The organism is Marichromatium sp. PS1, assembly GCF_041155115.1.
Classification (GTDB): Bacteria; Pseudomonadota; Gammaproteobacteria; order Chromatiales; family Chromatiaceae; genus Marichromatium; species Marichromatium gracile.
On record NZ_BAAFHB010000002.1, the window covers coordinates 525,466 to 547,327 of the forward strand.

Consider the following 21,862-nt stretch of genomic DNA (forward strand, 5'->3'; position numbering starts at 1 on the left):
ACGCATCGCGCGGGTCTCTCGCCCGCGCACCACAGTGTTCGCAACCGATACCGGATCATCATGCTGCAACTTCAAGAGCTCAGCCTGCGCCGTGGCCCCAACCTGTTGCTGGAGGGCGCCGACGTCACCGTCTATCCCGGTCAGCGGGTGGGGCTGGTCGGCGCCAACGGCTGTGGCAAGTCGAGCCTGTTCGCGCTGTTGCTCGGCGAACTCGGCGCCGATGCCGGCGCCGTCTCGCTGCCGCCCGACTGGGTGATCGCCCATGTCGCCCAGCACACCCCGGACACCGAGCGCGCGGCGATCGAATTCGTCCTCGACGGCGACCGCGAGCTGCGCGAGATCGAGCGCGAGCTGGCCCGCGCCGAGGCCGACGGCGACGGGCTGCGCCACGCCGAGTGGCTGGGGCGGCTGGAGGCGATCGACGGCTATGGCGCCGAGAGCCGCGCGGCGCGGTTGCTCCACGGTCTGGGCTTCGCCCCCGGCGACGAGCGCCGCCCGGTCAACAGCTACTCCGGCGGCTGGCGCATGCGCCTGGCGTTGGCGCGCACCCTGATGTGTCGCTCCGACCTGCTGCTGCTCGACGAGCCGACCAACCATCTCGACCTCGATGCGGTGATCTGGCTGGAGGGCTGGCTGCGGGCCTATCCCGGCACCCTGGTGCTGATCTCGCACGATCGCGATTTCCTCGATGCGGTGGTCGGTCAGGTGCTCGCCCTCGAACAGCGCCGCCTGACCCTCTATACCGGCAACTACTCGGCCTACGAGCGTCAGCGCGCCGAGCGTCTCGCCCAGCAGCAGGCCGCCCACGAGCGCCAGCAGCGCGAGATCGCGCACATGCGCGGCTTCGTCGATCGCTTCCGCGCCAAGGCCACCAAGGCACGTCAGGCGCAGAGCCGGCTGAAGGCGCTCGAGCGCATGGAGCTGATCGCCCCGGCCCATGTCGACTCGCCCTTCCGCTTCGCCTTCGCCGTCCCGGAACACCTGCCGCGCCCGCTGTTGCGGCTCGATGCGCTGCGCGCGGGTTATGCCGATCGGGTGATCCTCGACGGGGTCGGGCTGGGGTTCGAGCCGGGCGACCGCATCGGCCTGCTCGGGCGCAACGGTGCCGGCAAGTCGACCCTGATCAAGGTGCTCGCCGGCGAGCTGGCGCCGCTCGCCGGGCGTTGCGAGTGCGCCCAGGAGCTGCGTGTCGGCTATTTCGCCCAGCACCAGCTCGAGGCGCTGCAGGCCGAGGACAGCCCGCTCGCGCACCTGCGCCGACTCGACCCCGAGGCCACCGAGCAGCAGTTGCGCGATTTTCTCGGCGGCTTCGGTTTTTCGGGCGATCGCGCGCTCGATCCGGTGGCGCCCTTCTCCGGCGGCGAGAAGGCGCGCCTGGCGCTGGCGCTGATCATCTACCAGCGTCCCAATCTGTTGCTGCTCGACGAGCCGACCAACCATCTCGACCTGGAGATGCGCCACGCCCTGAGCGAGGCGCTGCAGGGCTTCGAGGGCGCGCTGGTGGTGGTCTCGCACGATCGTCACCTGCTGCGGGTGACCACCGATACCCTGCTGCTGGTCGACGACGGCCAGGTTGCGCCCTTCGCCGGCGATCTCGACGACTATCCCGCCTGGCTCGCCGGACGGGTGGCCGCTGGCACCGGCGCCGATGAGTCGGCCCAGGCGCGTGCCGGCAACGAGCGGCGCGAGCAGCGCCGTCAGGCCGCCGAGCAGCGCAAGGCGATGGCGCCGCTGCGCCAGCGCGAGCGGCGTCTCGAGGCCGCGCTCGAGCAGCTGGCGACGCGGCGCGAGACGCTCGACCAGACGCTCGCCGACCCCGCGCTCTACGAGGAGTCGGCCAAGCCGCGGTTGCTCGAGCTGATGGAGGAACACCGCCGGCTCGAGGCCGAGCTGGTGGCGACCGAGAGTGAGTGGCTCGATGTCTGCGAGGCACTCGAGCAGTTCCAGGAGACCTGTTGAGCGCCGGACTCGCGCGATGATGCCGCTGTTTCCCGATCCCTTCCGTTTTCGCGCCCACTGGTCGGCCGCCCGCTGGCGCCGCCTGGGGGCGGCCCTGAGACCGCTGCTGCTGGCGCTGCTGGCCTTGCTGTCGCTCTATTGCGTCTGGCCCTATGCGACCCTGTGGCGGATCGATCGCGCCCTGGCCGAAGGCGATTGCTCGGCACTCGACGGATTGGTCGATCTGCCGGCGATCCGCGCCGAGATCGCCCACCGGCTCAACAAGGAGCACGAGAGCGTGATCGGCGAGCTCTCCGACGCCTTCATCCAGTGGCTGGAGGCGGGGATTCGGCGCAACGGTCCCGGCGCGCTCGACGAGCTGGTGACCCGCGACTGGGTGTGCGAGCGGTTGCAGGCCGCGACGCCGCCGGGCGAGGCGCTGACCGATCAGCTCGCCGGGGCCTGGTTCGTCGCGCCCCGTGAGTTCGGCGCGCGTCTCGTGTCCGCCGGCGCCGAGACGGTGTACCTCCGACTGCGCCTGCAGCGCCCGGGCTGGCGGCTGGTCACACTGTATTACTGAGTGCCGGTCGCCGCGCTGCGGGTCGCGACTTCATCAACCAGACCCGACCGGCGGCTATGATGATCTGCGGTGAGTCGCGTGTGGGACCGTGCATTCTGGCCCGCGCCTTGCTGACGCTATTGCTCAGAGGATCCGATCGCGATCCGGGTCGTGTTCGGTAGCCGCCGCGTCGCGGTCTGCCCGACGGCCGATCTTCAAACACGACTGAGGACCCATGTGCGCCATGTCCCCCTACAAGACACTCTTGCAGAACCCGCTCAGCGAGCACCTCTTCGACCTGCCCTCTCTGCCGATGGATGCCGCGGGGCTCGCCCGGGACTTCCAACGCTATTACGGCTATACCCTGGGACGCGACAGTGACTCGCTGGCGGCCTACTACCCCTACGCGGCGCTCGCCATCACCCTGCGCGACCGGCTGATGGAGCGCTGGAAGCGTACCCGCCAGGCCTATGACGGCGACAAGTGCCGCCGCGTCTACTATCTCTCGCTGGAGTTCCTGATGGGGCGGGCGCTGTCCAACGCCATGCTCAACCTCGGGCTCGAGGATGCGCTCACCAAGGGACTGCACGATCTCGGCGTCCAGCTCGAGGAGCTGGCCGAGAACGAGCCCGACCCCGGGCTCGGCAACGGTGGTCTGGGGCGGTTGGCGGCCTGCTTCCTCGACTCCTGCGCCACTCTGCAGCTGCCGGTGCGCGGCTACGGGCTGCGCTACGAATACGGCATGTTCCGTCAGGTGATCGAGCACGGCGCCCAGGTCGAGGAGCCCGATCACTGGCTGCGCGACGGCAACCCCTGGGAGCTGGAGCGCCCCGAGTTCACCCAGCGGGTACAGTTCGGCGGGCGCACCGAGCGCTATCTCGATCATCAAGGTCGCGAGGCGGTGCGCTGGGTCGATACCTGCGACGTGCTCGCCGTGCCCTATGACCTCCCGGTGCCCGGTTATCGCAACGATACGGTCAACACCCTGCGGTTGTGGAAGGCGGCGGCCACCGACGACTTCAATCTCGACGAGTTCAACGCCGGCAGCTACACCGAGGCGGTGGCGCAGAAGAACCAGGCCGAGCACATCACCATGGTGCTCTATCCCAACGATGCCAGCGAGAACGGCAAGGAACTGCGCCTGCGCCAGCAGTTCTTCCTCGCCAGCGCCAGCATCAAGGACGTGTTGCGCGATTGGGTGCGGCTGCACGGCGAGGACTTCTCGCGCTTTGCCGAGTTCAATTGCTTCCAGCTCAACGACACCCATCCGGCGGTCTCGGTCGCCGAGCTGATGCGCCAGCTGGTCGACGAGCACCAGCTCTCCTGGGACACCGCCTGGGGCATCACCCGCGAGACCATGGCCTACACCAACCACACCCTGCTGCCGGAGGCGCTGGAGCGGTGGCCGGTACGACTGTTCGAGCAGCTGCTGCCGCGCATCCTCGAGATCATCTACGAGATCAACGCCCGTTTCCTGATGGAGGTCGAGCGGCACTGGCCGGGCGACAACGAGCGGCTGCGGCGGATGTCGCTGATCGAGGAGGGGCACGAGCCGCAGGTGCGCATGGCCTATCTGGCGATCGTCGGCAGCTTCTCGGTCAACGGGGTGGCGGCGCTGCACTCCGAACTGCTCAGACAGGGGCTGTTCCACGACTTCTACGAGCTCTGGCCGGACAAGTTCAACAACAAGACCAACGGCGTCACGCCGCGCCGCTGGCTGGCGATGTGCAACCCGGGGCTGGCACGGTTGCTCGACGCCGAGCTCGGCGGTGACTGGATGTGCGATCTGGAGCGTCTCGAGGGGCTCGCACCGCTGGCCGAGGATGCCGCCTTCCGCGCGCGCTGGCGCGAGATCAAGCAGGAGAACAAGCGTCGTCTGGCCGAGGTGGTGGCGCAGATCTGTCACGTCGACTTCCCGCTCGAGGCGATGTTCGACGTCCAGGTCAAGCGCATCCACGAGTACAAGCGCCAGTTGCTCAACGTGCTGCACGTCGTCCATCTCTACAACCGCATCAAGCAGGGCGACACCCAGGACTGGACCCCGCGCTGCGTGCTGCTCGGCGGCAAGGCCGCGCCCGGCTACGTGATGGCCAAGCAGATCATCAAGTTCATCAACAACGTCGCCGCCGTGGTCAACGCCGATCCCGATACCGCCGGCCTGTTGCGGGTGGCCTTCGTGCCCGACTACCGGGTCTCGCTGATGGAGGTGATCGCCCCGGGCACCGATCTCTCCGAGCAGATCTCGACGGCGGGCAAGGAGGCCTCGGGCACCGGCAACATGAAGTTCATGATGAACGGCGCGGTGACCATCGGCACCCTCGATGGCGCCAACATCGAGATCCGCGAGCAGGTCGGTGCCGACAACTTCTTCCTCTTCGGACTCACCGCCGAGGAGGTCGTCGCGGCCCGCGCCCATTACGATCCCAACGGCATCATCGCCGCCGATCCGGCGCTGCGCGAGGTGATGGCGCTGATCGAATCGGGTTACTTCAACCGCTTCGAACCGGGGATCTTCGACGCCATCACCCTGTCGATCCGCAACCCGCACGACCCCTGGATGACCGCGGCTGACTTCCGCAGCTATGTCGACACCCAGGAGCAGGCCGCGGCGGCCTATCGCGATCCCGAGCGGTGGTGGCGGATGAGTATCCTCAACAGTGCACACAGTGGCCGCTTTTCTTCCGATCGCACCATCGGCGATTACAATCACGACATCTGGCGACTGCAGACGATCACGCCGCGCGACTGAGCGGCCTGGCCGTTTTCCGTGTTGCAAGCGGGGATATTTCCGAGGAACCTTGTCGGTGGCCGACCCCACGGCCACCGTCGACCAGCCCCCTCGGGGGGCTGGTCGGGTGTCCGGGGCGGTCCTGTCCCCGTGCCGAGCACGCCCCTGTGGTAGGGCTCGGCGGTTATCGCTGGAGCCGTCATGACCGACACCCAATCCTCGCAGTCCACCCCGCTCGCCGATGAACTCGATCCCGAGCGCATCCTCACCGAGCAGTTTCATCGTGCCCGCACCCACCTCAGTGAGGTGCCGCCGGGGCTGGTGGACTATCTGCGCCTGCCGCGGCGCACCATCAACGTCAGCGTCCCGGTGGAGATGGACGACGGACACATCCGCCACTTCGAGGGCTACCGGGTGCTGCACAGCCGCATGTTCGGCCCCGGCAAGGGGGGCATCCGCTATCACCCGGCGGTGAGTCCGGGCGAGGTGAAGGTGCTCGCGGCGCTGATGAGCTGGAAGTGCGCGCTGCTGCACCTGCCCTTCGGTGGTGCCAAGGGCGGTGTGGCCTGCGATCCCAAGGAACTCAGCGAGGGTGAACTCCGACGCATCACCCGGCGCTTCATCTCCGAGCTCGGCGACAACATCGGCCCCTATACCGATGTCCCGGCCCCGGACGTCTATACCGACGCCCAGACCATGGCCTGGATCTACGACACCTACGACCAGCTCCACCCCGGCGAGAACAACCTGCCGGTGGTCACCGGCAAGCCGCGTGAGCTCGGCGGCTCGGCCGGTCGCACCGAGGCGACCAGCCGCGGCTGCGTCTACACCGCCGAGCGGCTGATCGCGCTCGGCGGCGTGCCCGGGCTCGACAGCCTGCAGGGCGCGCGGGTGGTGATCCAGGGCTTCGGTAACGTCGGTCGCATCGCCGCACGGTTGTTCCAGGAGATGGGCGCGCAGGTCTGCGCGGTGAGCGACTCCGGCGGCGCGATCCTCGCCGAGAACGGTGCCGCGCTCGACCTCGATCTGCTCGACACCCACAAGGATACCCACGGCACCGTGGTCGGTCTGCCCGGTAGTCGCACCATCACCAACGACGATCTGCTCGCGCTCGAGTGCGACATCCTGGTGCCGGCGGCGCTCGGCGGTCAGATCCACAGCGGCAACGCCGAGCGAGTGGCGGCGCGGCTGGTGGTCGAGGGCGCCAATCGCCCGATCACCCCGGAGGCCGATGACGTGCTCGCCGCGCGCGGCATCGTGGTGCTGCCCGACATCCTCGCCAACGCCGGTGGCGTGACCGTGAGCTATTACGAGTGGGTGCAGAACATCGAGCATCACAGCTGGTCGCTCGAGGAGGTCAACAACCGGCTGCGTACCCGCATGTTCGATGCCACCGACCGGGTGGTTGCGCGCTGGCGCGGCTTCCCCCAGGATTGCGCCGAGCAGGGGCTGTGCGGCGATCTGCGCACCGCCGCCCTGGTCGAGGCGCTCGATCGACTCGCCAGGGCGACCCTGCAGCGCGGCATCTGGCCCTGATCGGGGCCGCGACCGCCGGGCTCCGGCCCGGCGGTCGGCCATCATCATTCTGGAGCGAGGAGACAGGCGCGGTGGATCAAGCGGCCCGACGCTGCAACGAGATCTATGCCATCGACCGTTGGGGCGAGGGCTATTTCACCATCAACGGGGCGGGGCACCTGTGTGCCCGTCCCGATCCCGAGGGCGCGGTCGAGATCGATCTCGCCGCGCTCGCCGCGCAGCTCGACGCCGAGGGGCTGTCGCTGCCGGTGCTGGTGCGCTTCACCGATATCCTCCGCCATCGTGTCGCCGCGCTCGCCGCGGCCTTCGCCGCGGCCGGTGCCGCCTGCGGTTACCGGGGCGGCTACCAGCCGGTCTATCCGATCAAGGTCAATCAGCAGGCCGGGGTGGTGCGCGAGATCCTGCGCTCCGGCCAGGCAGGGCTTGAGGCCGGCAGCAAGCCCGAGCTGATGGCGGTGCTGGCGCTCTCGCCCCCCGGCGGGCTGGTGGTCTGCAACGGCTACAAGGATCGCGAGTACATCCGTCTGGCGTTGATCGGGCAGCGGCTCGGGCTGCGCGTGCACCTGGTGATCGAGAAACCCTCGGAGCTGGCGCTGATCCTCGACGAGGCCGAGCGCCTCGGCGTCGAGCCGCTGCTCGGGGTGCGGGTGCGGTTGGCCGCGGCGGCCGCCGGCAACTGGCAGAGCAGCGGTGGCGAGAAGGCCAAGTTCGGGCTCTCGGCCAATCAGGTGCTGGCGCTGGTCGAGGCGTTGCGCGAGGCCGGTCGGCTCGACTGGCTGCGGCTGCTGCATGCCCATCTCGGCTCGCAGATCCCCAGCGTCCAGGACATCCGCGCCGGCGTCGCCGAGCTGACGCGCTTCTATGTCGAGCTGCGTCGATTGGGCGCGCCGGTCGGCTGTCTCGATGTCGGCGGCGGGCTGGGGGTCGACTACGAGGGCACCCGCACCCGCAACTACTGCTCGGTCAACTACGGCTTCGCCGGCTATGCCCGCGCGGTGGTGGAGACGGTGGCCGCCGAGTGTCGTCGCGCCTCCCAGCCCGAGCCCGACCTGCTGAGCGAGTCGGGACGGGCGCTGACCGCCCACCATGCGGTGCTGATCACCAACGTCATCGATCGCGAGCGCGCCGCCGGGCTCGGCGTCGAGCCGCGCGCCGAGGAGGGCCAGCCGCTGCTCGATGCGCTCGCCGAGCAGCTGCGCGAGGCCGGGCGCGGTGCCCCCCAGGAGATCTATGCCGAGTCGCGCGAGCTGCTCGAGGCGCTGCGCGCGGGCTTTGCCGACGATGCCGTCGATCTCGCCACCCGTGCCCGTGCCGAGGAGCTGTTCTTCGCCGTCTGTCGACGCCTGGCGGCGCGGCTCGATCCGGCGGTGCGGCGTCACCGCGAGTTGGCCGATACCGTCAACGCGCTGCTCGCCGACAAGCTGTTCTGCAACTTCTCGCTGTTCCAGTCGATGCCCGACGTCTGGGCGCTCGATCAGCTCTTCCCCATCGCCCCGATCCAGCGTCTCGACGAGTTGCCCGAGGCGCGCGCCCTGGTCCACGATCTCACCTGCGACTCCGACGGCTGTATCGAGCACTATGTCGACGAGGGCGGGGTGGAGACCAGTCTGCCGATCCATGCCGACGCCGCCGAGGGCGCGCCCTATCTGCTCGGGTTCTTCATGGTCGGCGCCTATCAGGAGATCCTCGGCGACATCCACAACCTGTTCGGCGACACCGATGCGGTCAACGTCGAGCTCGACCCCGAGGCCCCGTCTGGCTATCGGCTGTGCGAGGCCGAGCGTGGCGACTCCACCGACGAGCTGTTGAGCTACGTGCACTTCGAGCCGCGGACCCTGCTCGCCCACTACCGGCGCAAGCTCGATGCCGCCGGACTCGATCGCGATACCCGCGAGCGGCTGTTCGTCGAGCTCAAGGCCGGGCTCTACGGCTACACCTATTTCGAGGGCGGGGGCTGATCCCGCCGCGACGCGCGGAGGTTGCGGGATGCATGAACTCTCCATCTGTCAGGCGCTGCTCGATCAGGTCGAGCGGATCGCCGACGAGCACGGCGCCACCCGGGTCGAGCGCATCCTGTTGCGTATCGGGCCGCTCTCCGGGGTCGAGCCCGACTTGCTCGAGCGCGCCTATCCGCTGGCCGCCGCCGGGACCCGCGCCGAGTGCGCGACCCTGGCGATCGAGTCCGCGCCGGTGCGGGTGCGCTGTCTCGACTGTGGCGCGGAGAGCACGGTCGAGCCCAACCGGTTGCTGTGTGCGGCGTGCGACGGTTATCGCACCCGTCTGATCAGCGGCGACGAGATGTTGCTGGCCAACCTGGAACTGTCGATCCCCGACGCCCCGGCGTCATGACCGGATTCTGACTAACCGGTGACGGTCGCGATGACATACACTCACGCCAAGGCTTGGATTCAGGAGACGTTGGCGCCAGCATCCGGTGGATGGATGACCCGGACAGGGTTCGCGCGACCGCTGCCAAGACGTCGCGCCATCGTCCCAACAGCGCATCCCTAGCGGAGATCTCGTCATGTGCGATACCTGTGGCTGCAACATCACCCCCGGCAACGAGCACCTGGTGCGCGATGGCGGACGTCACGCCCGGACCGAGGACGGTCGCGCGGCGGTCAGCGTGCTGCGCAACCTGCTCACGGAGAACGATCATCAGGCCCGTCACAACCGTGAGCACTTCGACCGTCACGGCGTGCTGGCGATCAACCTGATGTCCTCGCCGGGCGCGGGCAAGACCCGCCTGCTCGAGGCGACCATCGAGGTGCTCGGGCCGAGTTGCCGGATCGCGGTGATCGAGGGCGATCTCGAGACCGAGAACGATGCCGAGCGCATCCGCGCCAAGGGCGTGCAGGCGGTACAGATCGCCACCGGCAGCGCCTGTCATCTCGATGCCCACATGGTCCATCAGGCGCTGCATCAGATCGATCTCGACGGCATCGACCTGCTGTTCATCGAGAACGTCGGCAACCTGGTCTGCCCGGCGAGCTTCGACCTCGGCCAGCACCGCAACGTCACCCTGCTGTCGGTGCCCGAGGGCGACGACAAGCCGGCCAAGTACCCGGTGATCTTCCGCGCCGCCGATCTGGTGCTCTGCACCAAGGGCGATCTGCTGCCGGTGCTCGAGGACTTCGACCCCGAGCGCGCCGAGCGTCATCTGCGCGCGCTGGCAAGCGTGGCGCCCTTCGACGTGGTCTCGACCCGTCGACCCGGCGAGCTCGAACCCTGGCTGCTCTGGCTGCGCGACGAGCTGCAGGCGCAGGACACCAGACGTGCGCTCGGGCGCACCATCCACCCGCTGATCCAGCCCGACGGCGCCTTGTTGCACGGCGACGCCCAGGAGGGCGAGCACCACGGCCACGGTCACTTCCATCAAGCCGCGCAGAGTCACGGCTGATCCCGTCGACACCTTGCCCGGTCCCGGACCCCGTCAAGCCACGAGGAGGAACCTCCGTGTCAGTCCCAATGTTCACCAGACGTTCCGCGCGCGCGATCGCGTTGCTCGCCCTGCTGGCGCAGGTGCCGGCGGTGTCGGCGTTCAACTTCGGCGACATGATGAACCCCAGCCGCTGGATGGGCGGTGACCGCTACGACGATGACTATTACGACGGTCCCTACGGCCCCTATGCTCCGCCCTATGGTCCCTATGGCGGTCCGGGATATGGCGCGCCCTATGGTGGTTACGGCATGCCCTATGCGCCGCCCCCGGCCTATCCCGGCGTGCCGGGGACCACGCCGGCGTCACCGGTCGCGCCTGCGGCGGCTGGTGCGCCCGATGCCACCGCCGAGGAGATCGAGGCGCTCAAGCGTCGGGTCGAGGAGCTCGAGGCGCGTCAGCGCGGCGCCCAGCCGCCGCGGCAGACCCCGTCCCCTGGTGACTGGCCCTCGCCGCCCGGCTTCCGCCCGATGAACCAGTACTGATCCCGGTCGTCGGACGCGACCGGCCCCGTCGCCGCGGGGCCGGCGCTGTGCCCGGTGGGCGCGGCTGCTAAGATGCGGCTCGTCAACTGGGCTTCATCGACCGGAGGTCGCGTCCGATGTCACGGATCACTCGCGCGCTCTGCGCGCTGGCGCTGCTCTGCGCCCCACTGTCTTCGCCGCTGGCCGCGGGCGGCGCCGTCGTCCACCAGGCCGAGACCAGCCTCGAGGCCGCGCTCGACGGGCTGCAGGCGGCGATCCTCGAACGCGGTCTCTATATCAACAACGTCCTCGATCTGGGCGAGATGTTCGCCCGCACTGGCGCGGACCTCGGTTTCACCGAGCCGGTCTACGGTGAGGCGCGCTCGGTCGAGTTCTGCAGCGCCGTGCTCTCGCGCGAGATGATGCGCGAGGACCCGACGCGGATCGTCAACTGCCCCTTCGTGGTCAGTCTCTATACCCTGCCGGGCGACCCCGCCACCGTCCATGCCGCCTATCGCGCGGTCCCCGCCGAGCTGCAGGCCGCAAGCCTGGTGATGCGCGAGGTCGCCGAGTTGCTCGACGCGCTCGCCCGCGCGGCGCTGGCTTGGTGATGGCGACCATGGCGATGCCGCAGGGGCTTATCCGCCTGCTCGATCTGGTTCGTCGCTACGGTCCGCGCGCGCTGCACGTGCTGCGTACCGAAGGCCCCCGGGTGCTCGCGCGCAAGCTCGCGCGGCGGCTGCGCACCACGCCGCTGCGCATCCCCGATCCACCCGTCCTGCTCGCCTTCGACGAACCCTTCGAGCCGATCGCGCTGCCCGCGCCCGAGCACCCACGGGTGTCGGTGGTGATTCCGATCCACGGTCAGTTCGGCTACACCCATCATTGTCTGGCCGCGCTCGCGCGCTGTGGCGACACGGCGCGCTTCGAGGTGGTGGTGGTCGACGATTGCTCGCCCGACGACAGCGCCGCGCGGCTCGCCGCCTATCCCGGGGTGCGGCTGATCCGCAACCCCGAGAACCTCGGTTTCGTCGGTACCTGCAACCGTGGCGCCGAGGCCGCGCGCGGCGAGCTGCTGGTGTTCCTCAACAACGACACCCAGGTGCAGCCGGGCTGGCTCGACGCCCTGCTGGCGACCTTCGATGACTATCCGGACGCGGGCATGGTCGGTGCCCGGCTGGTCTATCCCGACGGTCGTCAGCAGGAGGCCGGCGGCATCCTCTTCGCCGACGGCTCGGCGTGGAACCATGGTCATCTCGACGATCCGCATCGTCCCGAGTACGGCTATGTGCGCCCCGTCGACTACTGCTCGGGCGCGGCGCTGGCGATCCCGCGCGCGCTGTTCGAGCGTCTCGACGGTTTCGACCGCACCTTCGCCCCGGCCTATTACGAGGACACCGATCTGGCGATGCGGGTGCGCGCCGCCGGGCTCCGGGTCTACTACCAGCCGGCGGCCTGGGTGGTGCACTTCGAGGGGGTGAGCGCCGGGCGCGACCCCGAGGCGAGCACCGGGCTCAAGCGCTATCAGCGCATCCACGCCGAGACCTTCCGCGCGCGCTGGGGCGAGACGCTCGCCGGGTTCGGCGCGCGCGACGCGGCGCTCGACCGGGTCAAGGACCGCGCCCTGGCGCGCCGTGCCCTGGTGGTCGACAACTACATGGTGACGCCGGACCGCGAGTCGGGCTCGCTGCGCATGGTCAACCTGTTCGCCATCCTGCGCGGGCTCGGCTATCAGGTGACCTTTGCCGCGGCCAACCTGGAGGCGCCCGAGCCCTATGTCGGCGCGCTCCAGCAGCGCGGGGTGGAGGTGCTCTATCGTCCGCACGTGCCCTCGGTCGCGCGTCATCTGGCCACCCAAGGCGCGCGCTACGATCTGGTGGTGCTCAGCCGCGCCGATGCCGCCGCGGCGCTGATGGAGGCCGCGCGGCGTCACTGCGCGCGGGCGCGGATCGTCTTCGACACCGTCGATCTGCACTTCCTGCGCGAGCGCCGGCTCGCCGAGTTGCGCGGCGACGCGGCCACCCGCCGGATCGCCGCGCGGCGTCGCGATCAGGAGCTGGCGCTGATGCGTCGCGCCGACCAGACCTGGGTGGTGAGCGAGGCCGAGCGCGCGCTGCTTGCCACCGAGGCGCCCGATGTCGAGGTGCATCTGGTCTCCAACATCCATCGCATCTTCGGCTCGGCGCGTCCCGCCGCCGAGCGTCACGGTCTGCTGTTCATCGGCGCCTTCGCCCATCCGCCGAACACCGATGCGGTGCTCTTCCTCGGTCGCGAGCTGATGCCGCTGCTGCGCGAGCGCCTGCCCGGGGTGGTGCTGCGGGTGGTCGGCGCCGAGCCGCCGCCGGAGGTGCGCGCACTCGCCGCGCCGGACATCGAGATCCTCGGCTATGTCCCCGATGTCGCGCCACTGTTCGCCAGCTCGCGGGCGTCGGTGGCGCCGCTGCGCTACGGCGCCGGGGTCAAGGGCAAGATCAATCAGAGCCTCGCCCACGGGCTGCCGGTGGTGGCCACCGCGGTGGCCGCCGAGGGCATGCATCTGGTCGACGGCGAGTCGGTGCTGCTCGGCGAGGACGCCCGCGCGCTGGCTGACGCCATCGCCCGGGTCTGTGTCGACGACGCGCTCTGGCAGCGCCTTTCCGACGGCGGGCTGGCGGTGATGGAGCGCCACTTCGGTTTCGCCGCCGCCGAGCGCGCGGTGCGGGTCGCGCTCGACGAGGAGGTGAGCCGATGAGCGCCATGCCGCTGGTCAGCGTCATCGTCGTCAACTACAACGCCGGGGCGTTGCTCGCCGAGTGCGTGACGGCGGTGCTCGGCTCGACGCTCGCCGTCGAGGTGATCGTCAGCGACAACGGCTCGGTCGACGACAGCCTCACCCGGTTGCGCGCGCGGGTCGGTGCCGATGCGCGGCTGCGGATCGTCGAGAACGGCGCCAACCTCGGCTTCGCTGCGGGCAACAACCGCGCGCTGCCGCTGGCCGGCGCGCCCTGGCTGCTGTTCCTCAACCCCGACTGCATCGTCGCCCCCGATACCCTCGGGCGTATGGTCGAGGCGCTCGAGGCCCATCCCGAGGCGGGGATCGCCGGGTGCATGGTGCGCGATCCGGACGGCGCCGAGCAGGTCGCCTGTCGGCGCGCCATCCCCGATCCCTGGATCGCGCTGCGCCGTCTGCTCGGACTGGAGCGGCTCGGTGGCGCCGGACTCGATCAGCGTCATCTGCCGCCGCCGCGCGAGCCGGTGACGGTCGAGGCGACCTCGGGCTCGTTCATGTTCGTGCGCCGCGCCGCGCTCGAGCAGGTCGGCCCGCTCGACGAGGGCTATTTCCTGCACTGCGAGGACCTCGACTGGTTCGTGCGCTTTGCTGAGGCCGGCTGGCGGGTGCTGCTGGTGCCCGGGGTCGAGGTGGTGCATCACAAGGGCGCCTGCAGCGGTGGTGATCCGCTGGCCGTCGAGCGCCACAAGCATCGCGGCATGGAGCGCTTCTATCGCAAGTTCCAGTACCGGCGCTATCCGCGTCCGTTCAGCTGGCTGGTGATCCTCGGTATCCGTCTGCACCTGGGGCTGCTGGTCGCGCGTCAGTGGCTGCGACGGGGGCGGGCGACATGAGTCTGCGCGCGGATGCACTCGGACTGGTGCTGGTCACCGGGGCTACCGGCCGGGTCGGTCGGGTGCTGGTCGAGGCGCTGCTCGCGCACGGTCAGCGGGTGGCGGTGGTCAGCCGCGCACCGGCGGTGGTCGAGCGGCTGTGGCCGGGGCGGGGGGTGGAGACGCGTCGCGCCGATCTCGCCCGTCCCGAGACCCTCGCCGGGGTCTGTGCCGGGGTCGAGACCCTGATCCATCTCGCCAGCTATGCCCCGGCCGCCGACGAGCCCGACATCTACGAGGCCCCGGGACACTGGACGGTGACCGCCGAGGGCACGCGCGCACTGATGGCCGAGGCGCGCAGCGCCGGGTCGCTGCGGCGGATGCTCTATCTCAGCACGGTCAAGGCGATGGGGGATGCGACCGGGGCGCGCGGCCATCCGGCCGGCCCCGACGAGGTCGAACCCGCGCCCGAGACCGGCTATGGTCGCGCCAAGCTGGTCGCCGAGGGCGAGTTGCTGGCGAGCGCCGCGGCGCTCGGCATCCCCGGCTGCGTGTTGCGCCTGCCGATGGTCTACGGGTTGGCGGGGGAGGGCAATCTGGCGCGGATGATCGCCGCCGTCGCCGCCCATCGCTTCCCGCCCTGGCCACGGATCGACAACCACCGCTCGGCGGTGCACGTCGAGGATGCGGTGGCTGCGGTGCTGCTCGCCGTCGCCCACCCGGCGAGCGCCGGGCGCACCTATTGCGTGACCGATGGCGGCGCCTATTCCACGCGCTGGATCTACGAGCGCATCTGTCGCGCGCTCGACCGTCCGGTGCCGCGCTGGACGGTGCCGCTGTGGGCGCTGCGCGCCGCCGCCGGGGTCGGCACGCTCGGCGAGCGTCTGCTCGGTCGGCGCATGCCCCTGACCCTGGAAGGGCTCGACAAGCTCGTCGGCGATGCCTGGTTCTCCTCGGCCACGCTCGAGCGCGAGCTGGGGTTCCGTGCCCGGCTCCGGCTCGATGAGGAGATCGAGGGGTTGGTGCGGATGGTTCGGGGCGGGGATCGGGAGGGGCCTCGCCCCCCCGACTCGTCGGTCGTCTGATCGGGTGCGACTGGCGGTAGCGGCGGCCGTGCCGTCGTCGGTGAGGCGCGACGACGGCGTCGTGGTCCGGGTCAGGTTTCGGGGTCGGTACGGCGCTCCAGGACCTGACTGACCGCACGCTCGGTGAGCGGGTCCTGGCTGAGCAGTCGGGCGCTGCCCTGGCGCAGATGATTGGCGAGGCTGGTGGTGGCGAGCGTGAGGGCGTTGTCACCCTGACGGTTGGTGAACAGATAGACGCCACGATACTCACTGACCCAACTCAGTCGCAGCGTCTTGCGGGTCCCGCGCACGCTCTTGAACTCGACCCAGGCGCCGACCTCGAGGGCGCGCGCGAGACGCAGATGGTGATCGGTCTCTGCGTCGTCGGCATCATCGGATGCCGATGCCGATGCCGATGCCGATGCCGATGCCGATGCCGATGCCGATGCCGATGCCGGGGCGGTGGTCGTGTCCTCGACGTTGTCCTGCGCTGGCGGCGAGTCGTTCACGCCCTCGCGATGCAGGGCCGCCATGTGCAGCCGGATCAGCTGACCGAAGAAGCTGTCCCAGGAGGTCTCCTGGTCGATACGCTCGAGCCCCTTGCGCAGCCGGGTGATGAGGTCCGGGAGCAGGGTGAGCAGACGGTCGCGCTCCTCCTGGGTGAGCTTGGGCTCGACCGACCACAGCAGGTCGTCCATCAGCTGCACCGCTTCCCGCCAGTCCTCGCCGTCCTCGCCGGTGTCGATGAACACGTCGACCAACACCTGTCGCCAATGCTCGCCGACGAAGCCGCTGATCAGTGCCGGGGCCTCCGGGTGGGCGTGCTCGGTGATGACGGCCTCGACACGTCGCTCGGCGACCTCGCGCCGATCGCGTCGGGCCAGCTCGCCGAGCACCTTGCTCGCCTTGCCACGGGCCCGCGTCTCTTCCTCGTCGAGGAATTGCTCGAACGCCTGGAGCTGGCGGGCGAAGACCTCGACGTCGTCATCGAAGCCATCGACCACGCCATCGACGATGGCACGGATCCGCTCGATCAGACGCGGTTCGTCCTCCTCGCTGCGGCCGAGGCCGGAGCTGGCGATGAGATCGAGCAGTCGGCGTGCGGGGTGGCGTCGCTCGGAGAAGAAGTGCTTGTCGATCAGCGCGACCTTGAGCACCGGGATCTGCAGCTTGGCCAGCTCGGCGCGGATCGCCGCCGAGAGTTCGGGGTCCTTGAACATGGCGTCGAACAGCATCGAGACGATGTCGATGGTGAGCGCGTCGACCGGGTGCGACCAGTCGGCCATTGGGGTGGCGCGGATTCGTTGCAGTGCGTCGTTCTGCGCCGGGTCGATGGGGGATGCGCCGAGTCCCGGCAGCTGACGGACGTCGCCGCCGCCGCGTTGCAGCCCGGTGAGGGCCTGGATCAGCTCGGCGATGTCGAGCGTCTGCTGGCGCGGTTGTGATGGTGCCGCCCGGGGCGTCGGTGGCATGCCCTGGTGGAACTGGCCGGTGGCCGCTGGGCGCTGGGTGGCGGCTGCCTGCAGCGCCTGGGCGAGCTGTTCGAAGACGTCGCTGTTGCCGTGCTCGCCCTGGTGCGGCGCCGATGCGGCAGTCTGCCGGTGCTCATCGAGCGGTGGGTGAGCGTCAGCGGCGTCGAGTGGTTGGCTGCGTAGTGCGCGCTGGGGGCCGGCGAGCGGGATGTTGGGGAGGATGCCGGCCTCGGCGAGAAAGCGGTTGAGGTCGGCATAGATGCCCGGCAGCTCGGCCGAGGTCTGGCGCTCGAACTCCTGCAGCAGGATCAGTCCGAGCTGTTCGCCGACGTCGAGTGCGCCGAGCGCGTCGAGCATCGTGGTGAAGAGCGCGCGCGGGTGCAGCGGGTTGTCGTCCTGAGCGATACGCGAGAGTTGCAGCAGTGCGGCAAAGCGTCGATCGAGCGCGGTGAGCTGCTGCGCGCAGTTGCACGCGGCGCGGGCCGAGAGCTTGGCGATTGCCAGGTCGCGCTCGAAGTCGTCGGTGTCGATCAGGCTCAGCTCGCGCGGCTCCTGGTTCGCGCGCCCGCCTTCCACGGTGGTGCCGCGCAGGGCCGCGACCGCCGCTTCGAACTGCGCGACATAGGTGCTGCGGAACTGTTGCAGCAGCAGCTGGCCATGGCCGGTGAGGAAGTCCATGGCGGCGAAATAGAGTTGTTGCTGCTCGAGGCTGGTGGCGCGATCGGCCATGCCGAGGAAGTCGTCGTTGGCGCTGTCGAGATGCTGGGCGAAGACGGTGGCGAGACCGTGCGCGAGGCGGTCGCGACAGGCCGCGAGCAGGGTGGCTGGATCGGCCGATGCCGGGGCCTCTGGCGGGAGGCCGCGACCGGCGAGCGGGACGACGTTCGATGAGGATCTGTCGGCCATGGTTGGTTCCAGAAGGCAGGGACGGCGCAGCGCGTCCGGTCGCGCGCGCCCGAGCGACGGGGACGATAAGGCGGTCGGCTGTGGCTCAAGTTCGCGGCCTGCAGACCCGGTCCCCTCCTCCCGGGTCTGTTCCTTCTTACGCAGAGTATATGCCGACGTGATCTTGCCGCTGTCAACTCGATCACAGCGGCGAAGGGGATATGTCTACTCGACGGTCACCGACTTGGCCAGGTTGCGCGGTTGATCGACGTCGGTGCCCTTGAGCACGGCGACATGATAGGCGAGCAACTGCAGCGGGATGGTGAAGACCAGCGGGTCGAGCAGGTCGTCGGTCTCGGGCAGACGGATGACATTAACCCCATCGGTCTCGTCGAGCGGGACCTGGAAGTCGGCGAAGACATAGAGTTGGCCGCCGCGCGCCCGGACCTCCTCGAGGTTGGACTTGAGCTTCTCGAGCAGGGCGTTGTTGGGCGCCACCGCGACCACCGGCATCTGCTCGTCGATCAGCGCCAGTGGGCCGTGCTTGAGTTCGCCAGCGGGGTAGGCCTCGGCATGGATATAGGAGATCTCCTTGAGCTTGAGCGCGCCCTCCATGGCGATCGGGTACTGTTCGCCGCGCCCGAGGAAGAGGGTGTGGTGCTTGTCGACGAAGGACTCGGCGAGCATCGCGATCTGCTCGTCGAGTCGCAGCACCTCCTCGATCTTGAGCGGCAGCGAGCGCAACAGCCCGACCAGCCGTGCCTCCTCGGCCTCGTCGATGCCACGTCCGCGCCCGAGCGCCAGGGTCAGCAACAGCAGGGCGACGAGCTGGGTGGTGAAGGCCTTGGTCGAGGCCACCCCGATCTCTGGACCGGCATGGGTGAGCAGCACCAGATCGGACTCGCGCACCAGCGAACTCTCGGGGACGTTGCAGATCGCCAGGGTGGCGCGATAGCCGCTCTGCCTGGCCTGGCGCAGCGCGGCCAGGGTATCGGCGGTCTCGCCCGACTGCGAGAGGGTGACGAACAGCGCCTGTTCGGGGACCACATGCTGGCGGTAGCGGTACTCGCTGGCGACCTCGACGCTGCACGGCAGCCCGGCGAGGGCCTCGATCCAGTAGCGGGCGACCTGCGCGGCATGATAGCTGGTGCCGCAGGCGACGATGGTGACCGCCTTGATCTCGGTGAACAGCGCCTCGGCCTCGTTGCCGAAGCACTCGGGGCGCAGTCGGTTGCCGCTGAGACGGTCGTCGAGGGTATCGGCGATCGCCTGTGGTTGCTCGAAGATCTCCTTGAGCATGTAGTGGCGGTACTCGCCGCGCTCGGCGGCGTCGAGCGCCAGGCTGGAGGTCTTGATCGGACGCTCGACCTCGCGCCCGTCGCGGTCCCAGATGCGCACCCGCTCGCGGGTGAGCTCGGCGATATCCCCTTCCTCGAGGAAGATGAAGCGGTGGGTGACCGGCAGCAGGGCGAACACGTCCGAGGCGATGAAGTGCTCGCCGAAGCCGATCCCGATCACCAGCGGGCTGCCCTCGCGCGCGGCGATCAGGCGCTCGGGGTCCTGGGTGTCGATCACCCCCAGGGCATAGGCGCCCTGCAGCTCGGCGGTGGTGTTGCGCACCGCTTCGAGCAGTCCGTGACCGGCGGCGAGCTGGTCATAGATCGCATGCACCACCACCTCGGTGTCGGTCTCGGAGGTGAAGCGGTGACCGGCCTCGCGCTGGGCGGCGCGCAGCTGCTCGTGGTTCTCGATGATGCCGTTGTGCACGATCGCGCAGCGGTCGCGACAGACGTGCGGGTGGGCGTTGTGGGCGGCCGGTTCGCCGTGGGTCGCCCAGCGGGTGTGGGCGATGCCGAGCAGCCCGGGCAGTGGGTGTGCGTCGACCTCCTCGGCGAGACGCGCGACCTTGCCGAGGGTGCGGGAGCGGTTGAGCTGCCCCGGGCCCTCGAGGATGGCGATACCCGCGGAGTCGTAGCCGCGGTATTCGAGTCGCTTCAGCCCCTCGAGCAGGATGGCCGCGACCGGGCGTTGGGCGATGGCGCCGACGATGCCGCACATAGACTGGAACTCCTTAGGGTTTCGGCTGTTTCTGGGGGCGCTGCCAGCCGTTGACGCTGTGCTGGCGGGCACGCGAGAGGGTGAGCTGCTCGGCCGGCGCGGTACGGGTGATCACCGATCCGGCGCCGATGGTGGCCCCCTCGCCGATGCTCACCGGCGCCACCAGCGCGCTGTTCGAGCCGATGAAGGCGCGGTCACCGATCTCGGTACGCGACTTGTTGGCGCCGTCGTAGTTGCAGGTGATGGTGCCGGCGCCGATGTTGACCCCGGCGCCGATGGTGGCGTCCCCCAGATAGGTCAGATGATTGGCCTTGCTGCCGGCGCCGAGGCGGGTGTTCTTGGTCTCGACGAAGTTGCCGACATGGGTGGCATCGCCCAGTTCGCTGCCCGGACGCAGCCGCGCGAAGGGACCGATGCGGGCGTCGGCGCCGACCCGGGCGCCCTCGATCACGCAGTTGGCGAGGATCTCGGTGTTGGCGCCGATGGTGCAGTCGCGCAGCACGCAGTTGGGGCCGATGTGGACCCCCGCGGCGATCTCGACCTCACCCTCGATGACGACATTGACGTCGATGGTGCAGTCGCTCGCGGCGGTGAGCCGGCCGCGCAGGTCGAAGCGCGCCGGGTCCTGCAGGGTGACGCCGGCGCGCATCAGTCGCTCGGCCTGCTGGCGCTGCCAGGCGCGTTCGAGCGCGGCGAGCTGGACGCGGTCGTTGACCCCGGAGACCTCGGTGAGGCTGTCGGGACGGGCACTGGCCACGTCCACGCCGTCGGCCGCGGCCAGTGCGGTGACGTCGGTGAGGTAGTACTCGCCCTGGGCGTTGTCGTCGTCGATGCGCGAGAGCCAGTCGTCGAGACGGGCGCGATCGGCGATCAGGAAGCCGGTGTTCGACTCGCGGATGCGGCGCTGCTGTTCGTCGGCGTCGCGCTCCTCGACGATGCGCTCGATGCGTCCCTCGGCATCGCGCAGGATTCGGCCATAGCCGGTGGGGTCGGGGAGTTCGGCGGTGAGCAGCGCCAGCGGGCTGCCGTCGGCCGCGGCGATCAGTCGCTCGAGGGTGGCCGGCGAGATCAGCGGCACATCGCCATAGAGCACCAGCACGCGGTCGAGATCGGCGAGTGCGGGCATCGCCTGCATCACTGCGTGCGCGGTGCCGCGCTGCTCGGTCTGCTCGACCCAGGTGCAGGAATGGCCATCGAGGGCCGCACGCACCTGATCGCCGGCATGGCCGTGGACGACCACGATTCGTGTCGGCTCGATCGTCTCCGCCGCCTCGAGGACGTGCGCGAGCAGTGGCTTGCCGGCCAGTGGATGGAGGACCTTGGGGAGTCTCGAACGCATCCGCTTGCCGAGCCCGGCGGCCAGTATCACGACGCCTAACTTCATGCCTGAGTGATCCTTGCTGGAGTTGTCGATAGGGAGAGACGCCCATCATCCCTGGAGAGGATGCTCCGCCGGGAGCGGTCACGGGCATCGCGCTCGGTGGCTATCCTAGCCGTCTGGGGCACGTGTCGCGAGCACTGCTGTGTGCGCGTCGTCTTTGGGTGTCATCGCCATATGGCTCGCAGGGAGCATGCGCCGGGCGTTTCGTCAGCGTCAAGCGCACCGTTGGCGAGAATAAGGCCCCTTGGCCGATAAAAAAACGCCCCGACCTTGCGGACGGGGCGTTTTCCTCGTGCAGCGCGCCGGACGTGGCGCGAGCGAATCAGCCGCGCTTGGTCTTGCGCAGCTTCTCGATCGCACGCAGCTGGGCGATCGCCTCGGCCAGCTCGGCCTGGGCCTTGGCGTACTCGAACCCGGCCTGTTGTCCGGCCAGTGCCTCCTCGGCGCGACGCTTGGCGTCCTGGGCCGCCGCCTCGTCGAGGTTCGCGGCCCGGACCGCGGTGTCGGCAAGGACCGTGACCACGTTCGGCTGGACCTCGAGCATGCCGCCGGAGACGTAGAAGTGCTCCTGCTCGCCCTGCTCGTTCTCCACTCGGACGTCGCCGGGCTTGAGACGGCTGATGAAGGCGGTGTGGCGGGGCGCGATGCCCACCTCACCCACTTCCGCGCTGGCGTACACCATGGTCGCCTGCCCGGAGTGGATGGCGCCCTCTGCGCTCACGATATCGACGTGGATCGTCATTGCCATGGGTGGTC

General features: G+C 69.5%; 16 protein-coding genes. 12 read left to right on the forward strand and 4 right to left on the reverse strand.

The annotated features are described in order from the left end of the window. Positions 1–60 precede the first annotated feature (60 nt). From ACAM26_RS03650 to ACAM26_RS03705, 12 genes are all read left to right on the forward strand, one after another. Positions 61–1,959 (forward strand): ATP-binding cassette domain-containing protein, encoded by a 1,899-nt coding sequence (locus tag ACAM26_RS03650; RefSeq protein ID WP_123139174.1) that lies wholly within the window; start codon positions 61–63, stop codon positions 1,957–1,959. A gap of 16 nt (positions 1,960–1,975) precedes the next feature. Further along, a complete protein-coding gene (locus ACAM26_RS03655) occupies positions 1,976–2,518 on the forward strand; it encodes a DUF2939 domain-containing protein (RefSeq protein ID WP_165913403.1) in 543 nt (180 codons plus the stop codon). 223 nt (positions 2,519–2,741) lie between these two features. Then, positions 2,742–5,246, forward strand: a complete 2,505-nt coding sequence (locus ACAM26_RS03660; protein WP_123142707.1) for a glycogen/starch/alpha-glucan phosphorylase — start codon at positions 2,742–2,744, stop codon at positions 5,244–5,246. 180 nt (positions 5,247–5,426) lie between these two features. Continuing rightward, positions 5,427–6,761: a Glu/Leu/Phe/Val dehydrogenase gene (locus tag ACAM26_RS03665; protein WP_123139176.1), complete on the forward strand. Its 1,335-nt coding sequence runs from the start codon at positions 5,427–5,429 to the stop codon at positions 6,759–6,761. Positions 6,762–6,832: 71 nt separating this feature from the next. Continuing rightward, entirely contained in the window at positions 6,833–8,719 is a 1,887-nt protein-coding gene (gene speA, locus ACAM26_RS03670; RefSeq protein WP_123142708.1) for a biosynthetic arginine decarboxylase, read from the forward strand. A 28-nt stretch (positions 8,720–8,747) separates the two neighbouring features. Further along, positions 8,748–9,110: a hydrogenase maturation nickel metallochaperone HypA gene (locus tag ACAM26_RS03675; protein WP_123139178.1), complete on the forward strand. Its 363-nt coding sequence runs from the start codon at positions 8,748–8,750 to the stop codon at positions 9,108–9,110. A 175-nt stretch (positions 9,111–9,285) separates the two neighbouring features. Beyond that, positions 9,286–10,161, forward strand: coding sequence for a hydrogenase nickel incorporation protein HypB (gene hypB / locus ACAM26_RS03680; protein ID WP_123139179.1), 876 nt, complete (start codon positions 9,286–9,288; stop codon positions 10,159–10,161). A gap of 56 nt (positions 10,162–10,217) precedes the next feature. Continuing rightward, the gene (locus ACAM26_RS03685; RefSeq protein ID WP_123142709.1) at positions 10,218–10,685 is read left to right on the forward strand and encodes a hypothetical protein; all 468 of its coding nucleotides are present in this window, start codon (positions 10,218–10,220) and stop codon (positions 10,683–10,685) included. A gap of 116 nt (positions 10,686–10,801) precedes the next feature. After that, positions 10,802–11,275 (forward strand): DUF302 domain-containing protein, encoded by a 474-nt coding sequence (locus ACAM26_RS03690; RefSeq protein ID WP_369613131.1) that lies wholly within the window; start codon positions 10,802–10,804, stop codon positions 11,273–11,275. 8 nt (positions 11,276–11,283) lie between these two features. After that, on the forward strand, positions 11,284–13,395 hold the full coding sequence (locus tag ACAM26_RS03695; RefSeq protein ID WP_369613132.1) for a glycosyltransferase: 2,112 nt from the start codon (positions 11,284–11,286) through the stop codon (positions 13,393–13,395). Then, positions 13,392–14,267 (forward strand): glycosyltransferase family 2 protein, encoded by an 876-nt coding sequence (locus ACAM26_RS03700; RefSeq protein WP_369613133.1) that lies wholly within the window; start codon positions 13,392–13,394, stop codon positions 14,265–14,267. The genes ACAM26_RS03695 and ACAM26_RS03700 overlap by 4 nt, the downstream gene beginning before the upstream one ends. Beyond that, positions 14,264–15,331, forward strand: a complete 1,068-nt coding sequence (locus ACAM26_RS03705; RefSeq protein WP_123142713.1) for an NAD-dependent epimerase/dehydratase family protein — start codon at positions 14,264–14,266, stop codon at positions 15,329–15,331. The genes ACAM26_RS03700 and ACAM26_RS03705 overlap by 4 nt, the downstream gene beginning before the upstream one ends. Positions 15,332–15,402: 71 nt before the next feature. Here the strand turns inward: ACAM26_RS03705 and ACAM26_RS03710 are convergent, their stop codons facing one another. From ACAM26_RS03710 to ACAM26_RS03725, 4 genes are all read right to left on the reverse strand, one after another. Beyond that, entirely contained in the window at positions 15,403–17,688 is a 2,286-nt protein-coding gene (locus tag ACAM26_RS03710; RefSeq protein ID WP_369613134.1) for a DUF1631 domain-containing protein, read from the reverse strand. A gap of 204 nt (positions 17,689–17,892) precedes the next feature. Continuing rightward, positions 17,893–19,725 (reverse strand): glutamine--fructose-6-phosphate transaminase (isomerizing), encoded by a 1,833-nt coding sequence (gene glmS, locus ACAM26_RS03715; protein ID WP_132228181.1) that lies wholly within the window; start codon positions 19,723–19,725, stop codon positions 17,893–17,895. Between the two features lie 13 nt (positions 19,726–19,738). Further along, positions 19,739–21,109, reverse strand: a complete 1,371-nt coding sequence (gene glmU / locus ACAM26_RS03720) for a bifunctional UDP-N-acetylglucosamine diphosphorylase/glucosamine-1-phosphate N-acetyltransferase GlmU (protein ID WP_123139188.1) — start codon at positions 21,107–21,109, stop codon at positions 19,739–19,741. A gap of 319 nt (positions 21,110–21,428) precedes the next feature. Beyond that, the gene (locus tag ACAM26_RS03725; RefSeq protein ID WP_123139189.1) at positions 21,429–21,854 is read right to left on the reverse strand and encodes a F0F1 ATP synthase subunit epsilon; all 426 of its coding nucleotides are present in this window, start codon (positions 21,852–21,854) and stop codon (positions 21,429–21,431) included. Positions 21,855–21,862: the final 8 nt, after the last annotated feature.

Coding starts and splice junctions, on each gene's coding strand:
- ACAM26_RS03690 (WP_369613131.1), top strand. CDS start 10,802: ATGTCACGGATCACTCGCGCGCTCTGCGCGCTGGCGCTGCTCTGCGCC.
- ACAM26_RS03660 (WP_123142707.1), top strand. CDS start 2,742: ATGTCCCCCTACAAGACACTCTTGCAGAACCCGCTCAGCGAGCACCTC.
- glmS (WP_132228181.1), bottom strand. CDS start 19,725: ATGTGCGGCATCGTCGGCGCCATCGCCCAACGCCCGGTCGCGGCCATC.
- glmU (WP_123139188.1), bottom strand. CDS start 21,109: ATGAAGTTAGGCGTCGTGATACTGGCCGCCGGGCTCGGCAAGCGGATG.
- ACAM26_RS03695 (WP_369613132.1), top strand. CDS start 11,284: ATGGCGATGCCGCAGGGGCTTATCCGCCTGCTCGATCTGGTTCGTCGC.
- ACAM26_RS03700 (WP_369613133.1), top strand. CDS start 13,392: ATGAGCGCCATGCCGCTGGTCAGCGTCATCGTCGTCAACTACAACGCC.
- ACAM26_RS03650 (WP_123139174.1), top strand. CDS start 61: ATGCTGCAACTTCAAGAGCTCAGCCTGCGCCGTGGCCCCAACCTGTTG.
- ACAM26_RS03675 (WP_123139178.1), top strand. CDS start 8,748: ATGCATGAACTCTCCATCTGTCAGGCGCTGCTCGATCAGGTCGAGCGG.
- ACAM26_RS03725 (WP_123139189.1), bottom strand. CDS start 21,854: ATGGCAATGACGATCCACGTCGATATCGTGAGCGCAGAGGGCGCCATC.
- ACAM26_RS03705 (WP_123142713.1), top strand. CDS start 14,264: ATGAGTCTGCGCGCGGATGCACTCGGACTGGTGCTGGTCACCGGGGCT.
- hypB (WP_123139179.1), top strand. CDS start 9,286: ATGTGCGATACCTGTGGCTGCAACATCACCCCCGGCAACGAGCACCTG.
- ACAM26_RS03655 (WP_165913403.1), top strand. CDS start 1,976: ATGATGCCGCTGTTTCCCGATCCCTTCCGTTTTCGCGCCCACTGGTCG.
- ACAM26_RS03710 (WP_369613134.1), bottom strand. CDS start 17,688: ATGGCCGACAGATCCTCATCGAACGTCGTCCCGCTCGCCGGTCGCGGC.
- ACAM26_RS03665 (WP_123139176.1), top strand. CDS start 5,427: ATGACCGACACCCAATCCTCGCAGTCCACCCCGCTCGCCGATGAACTC.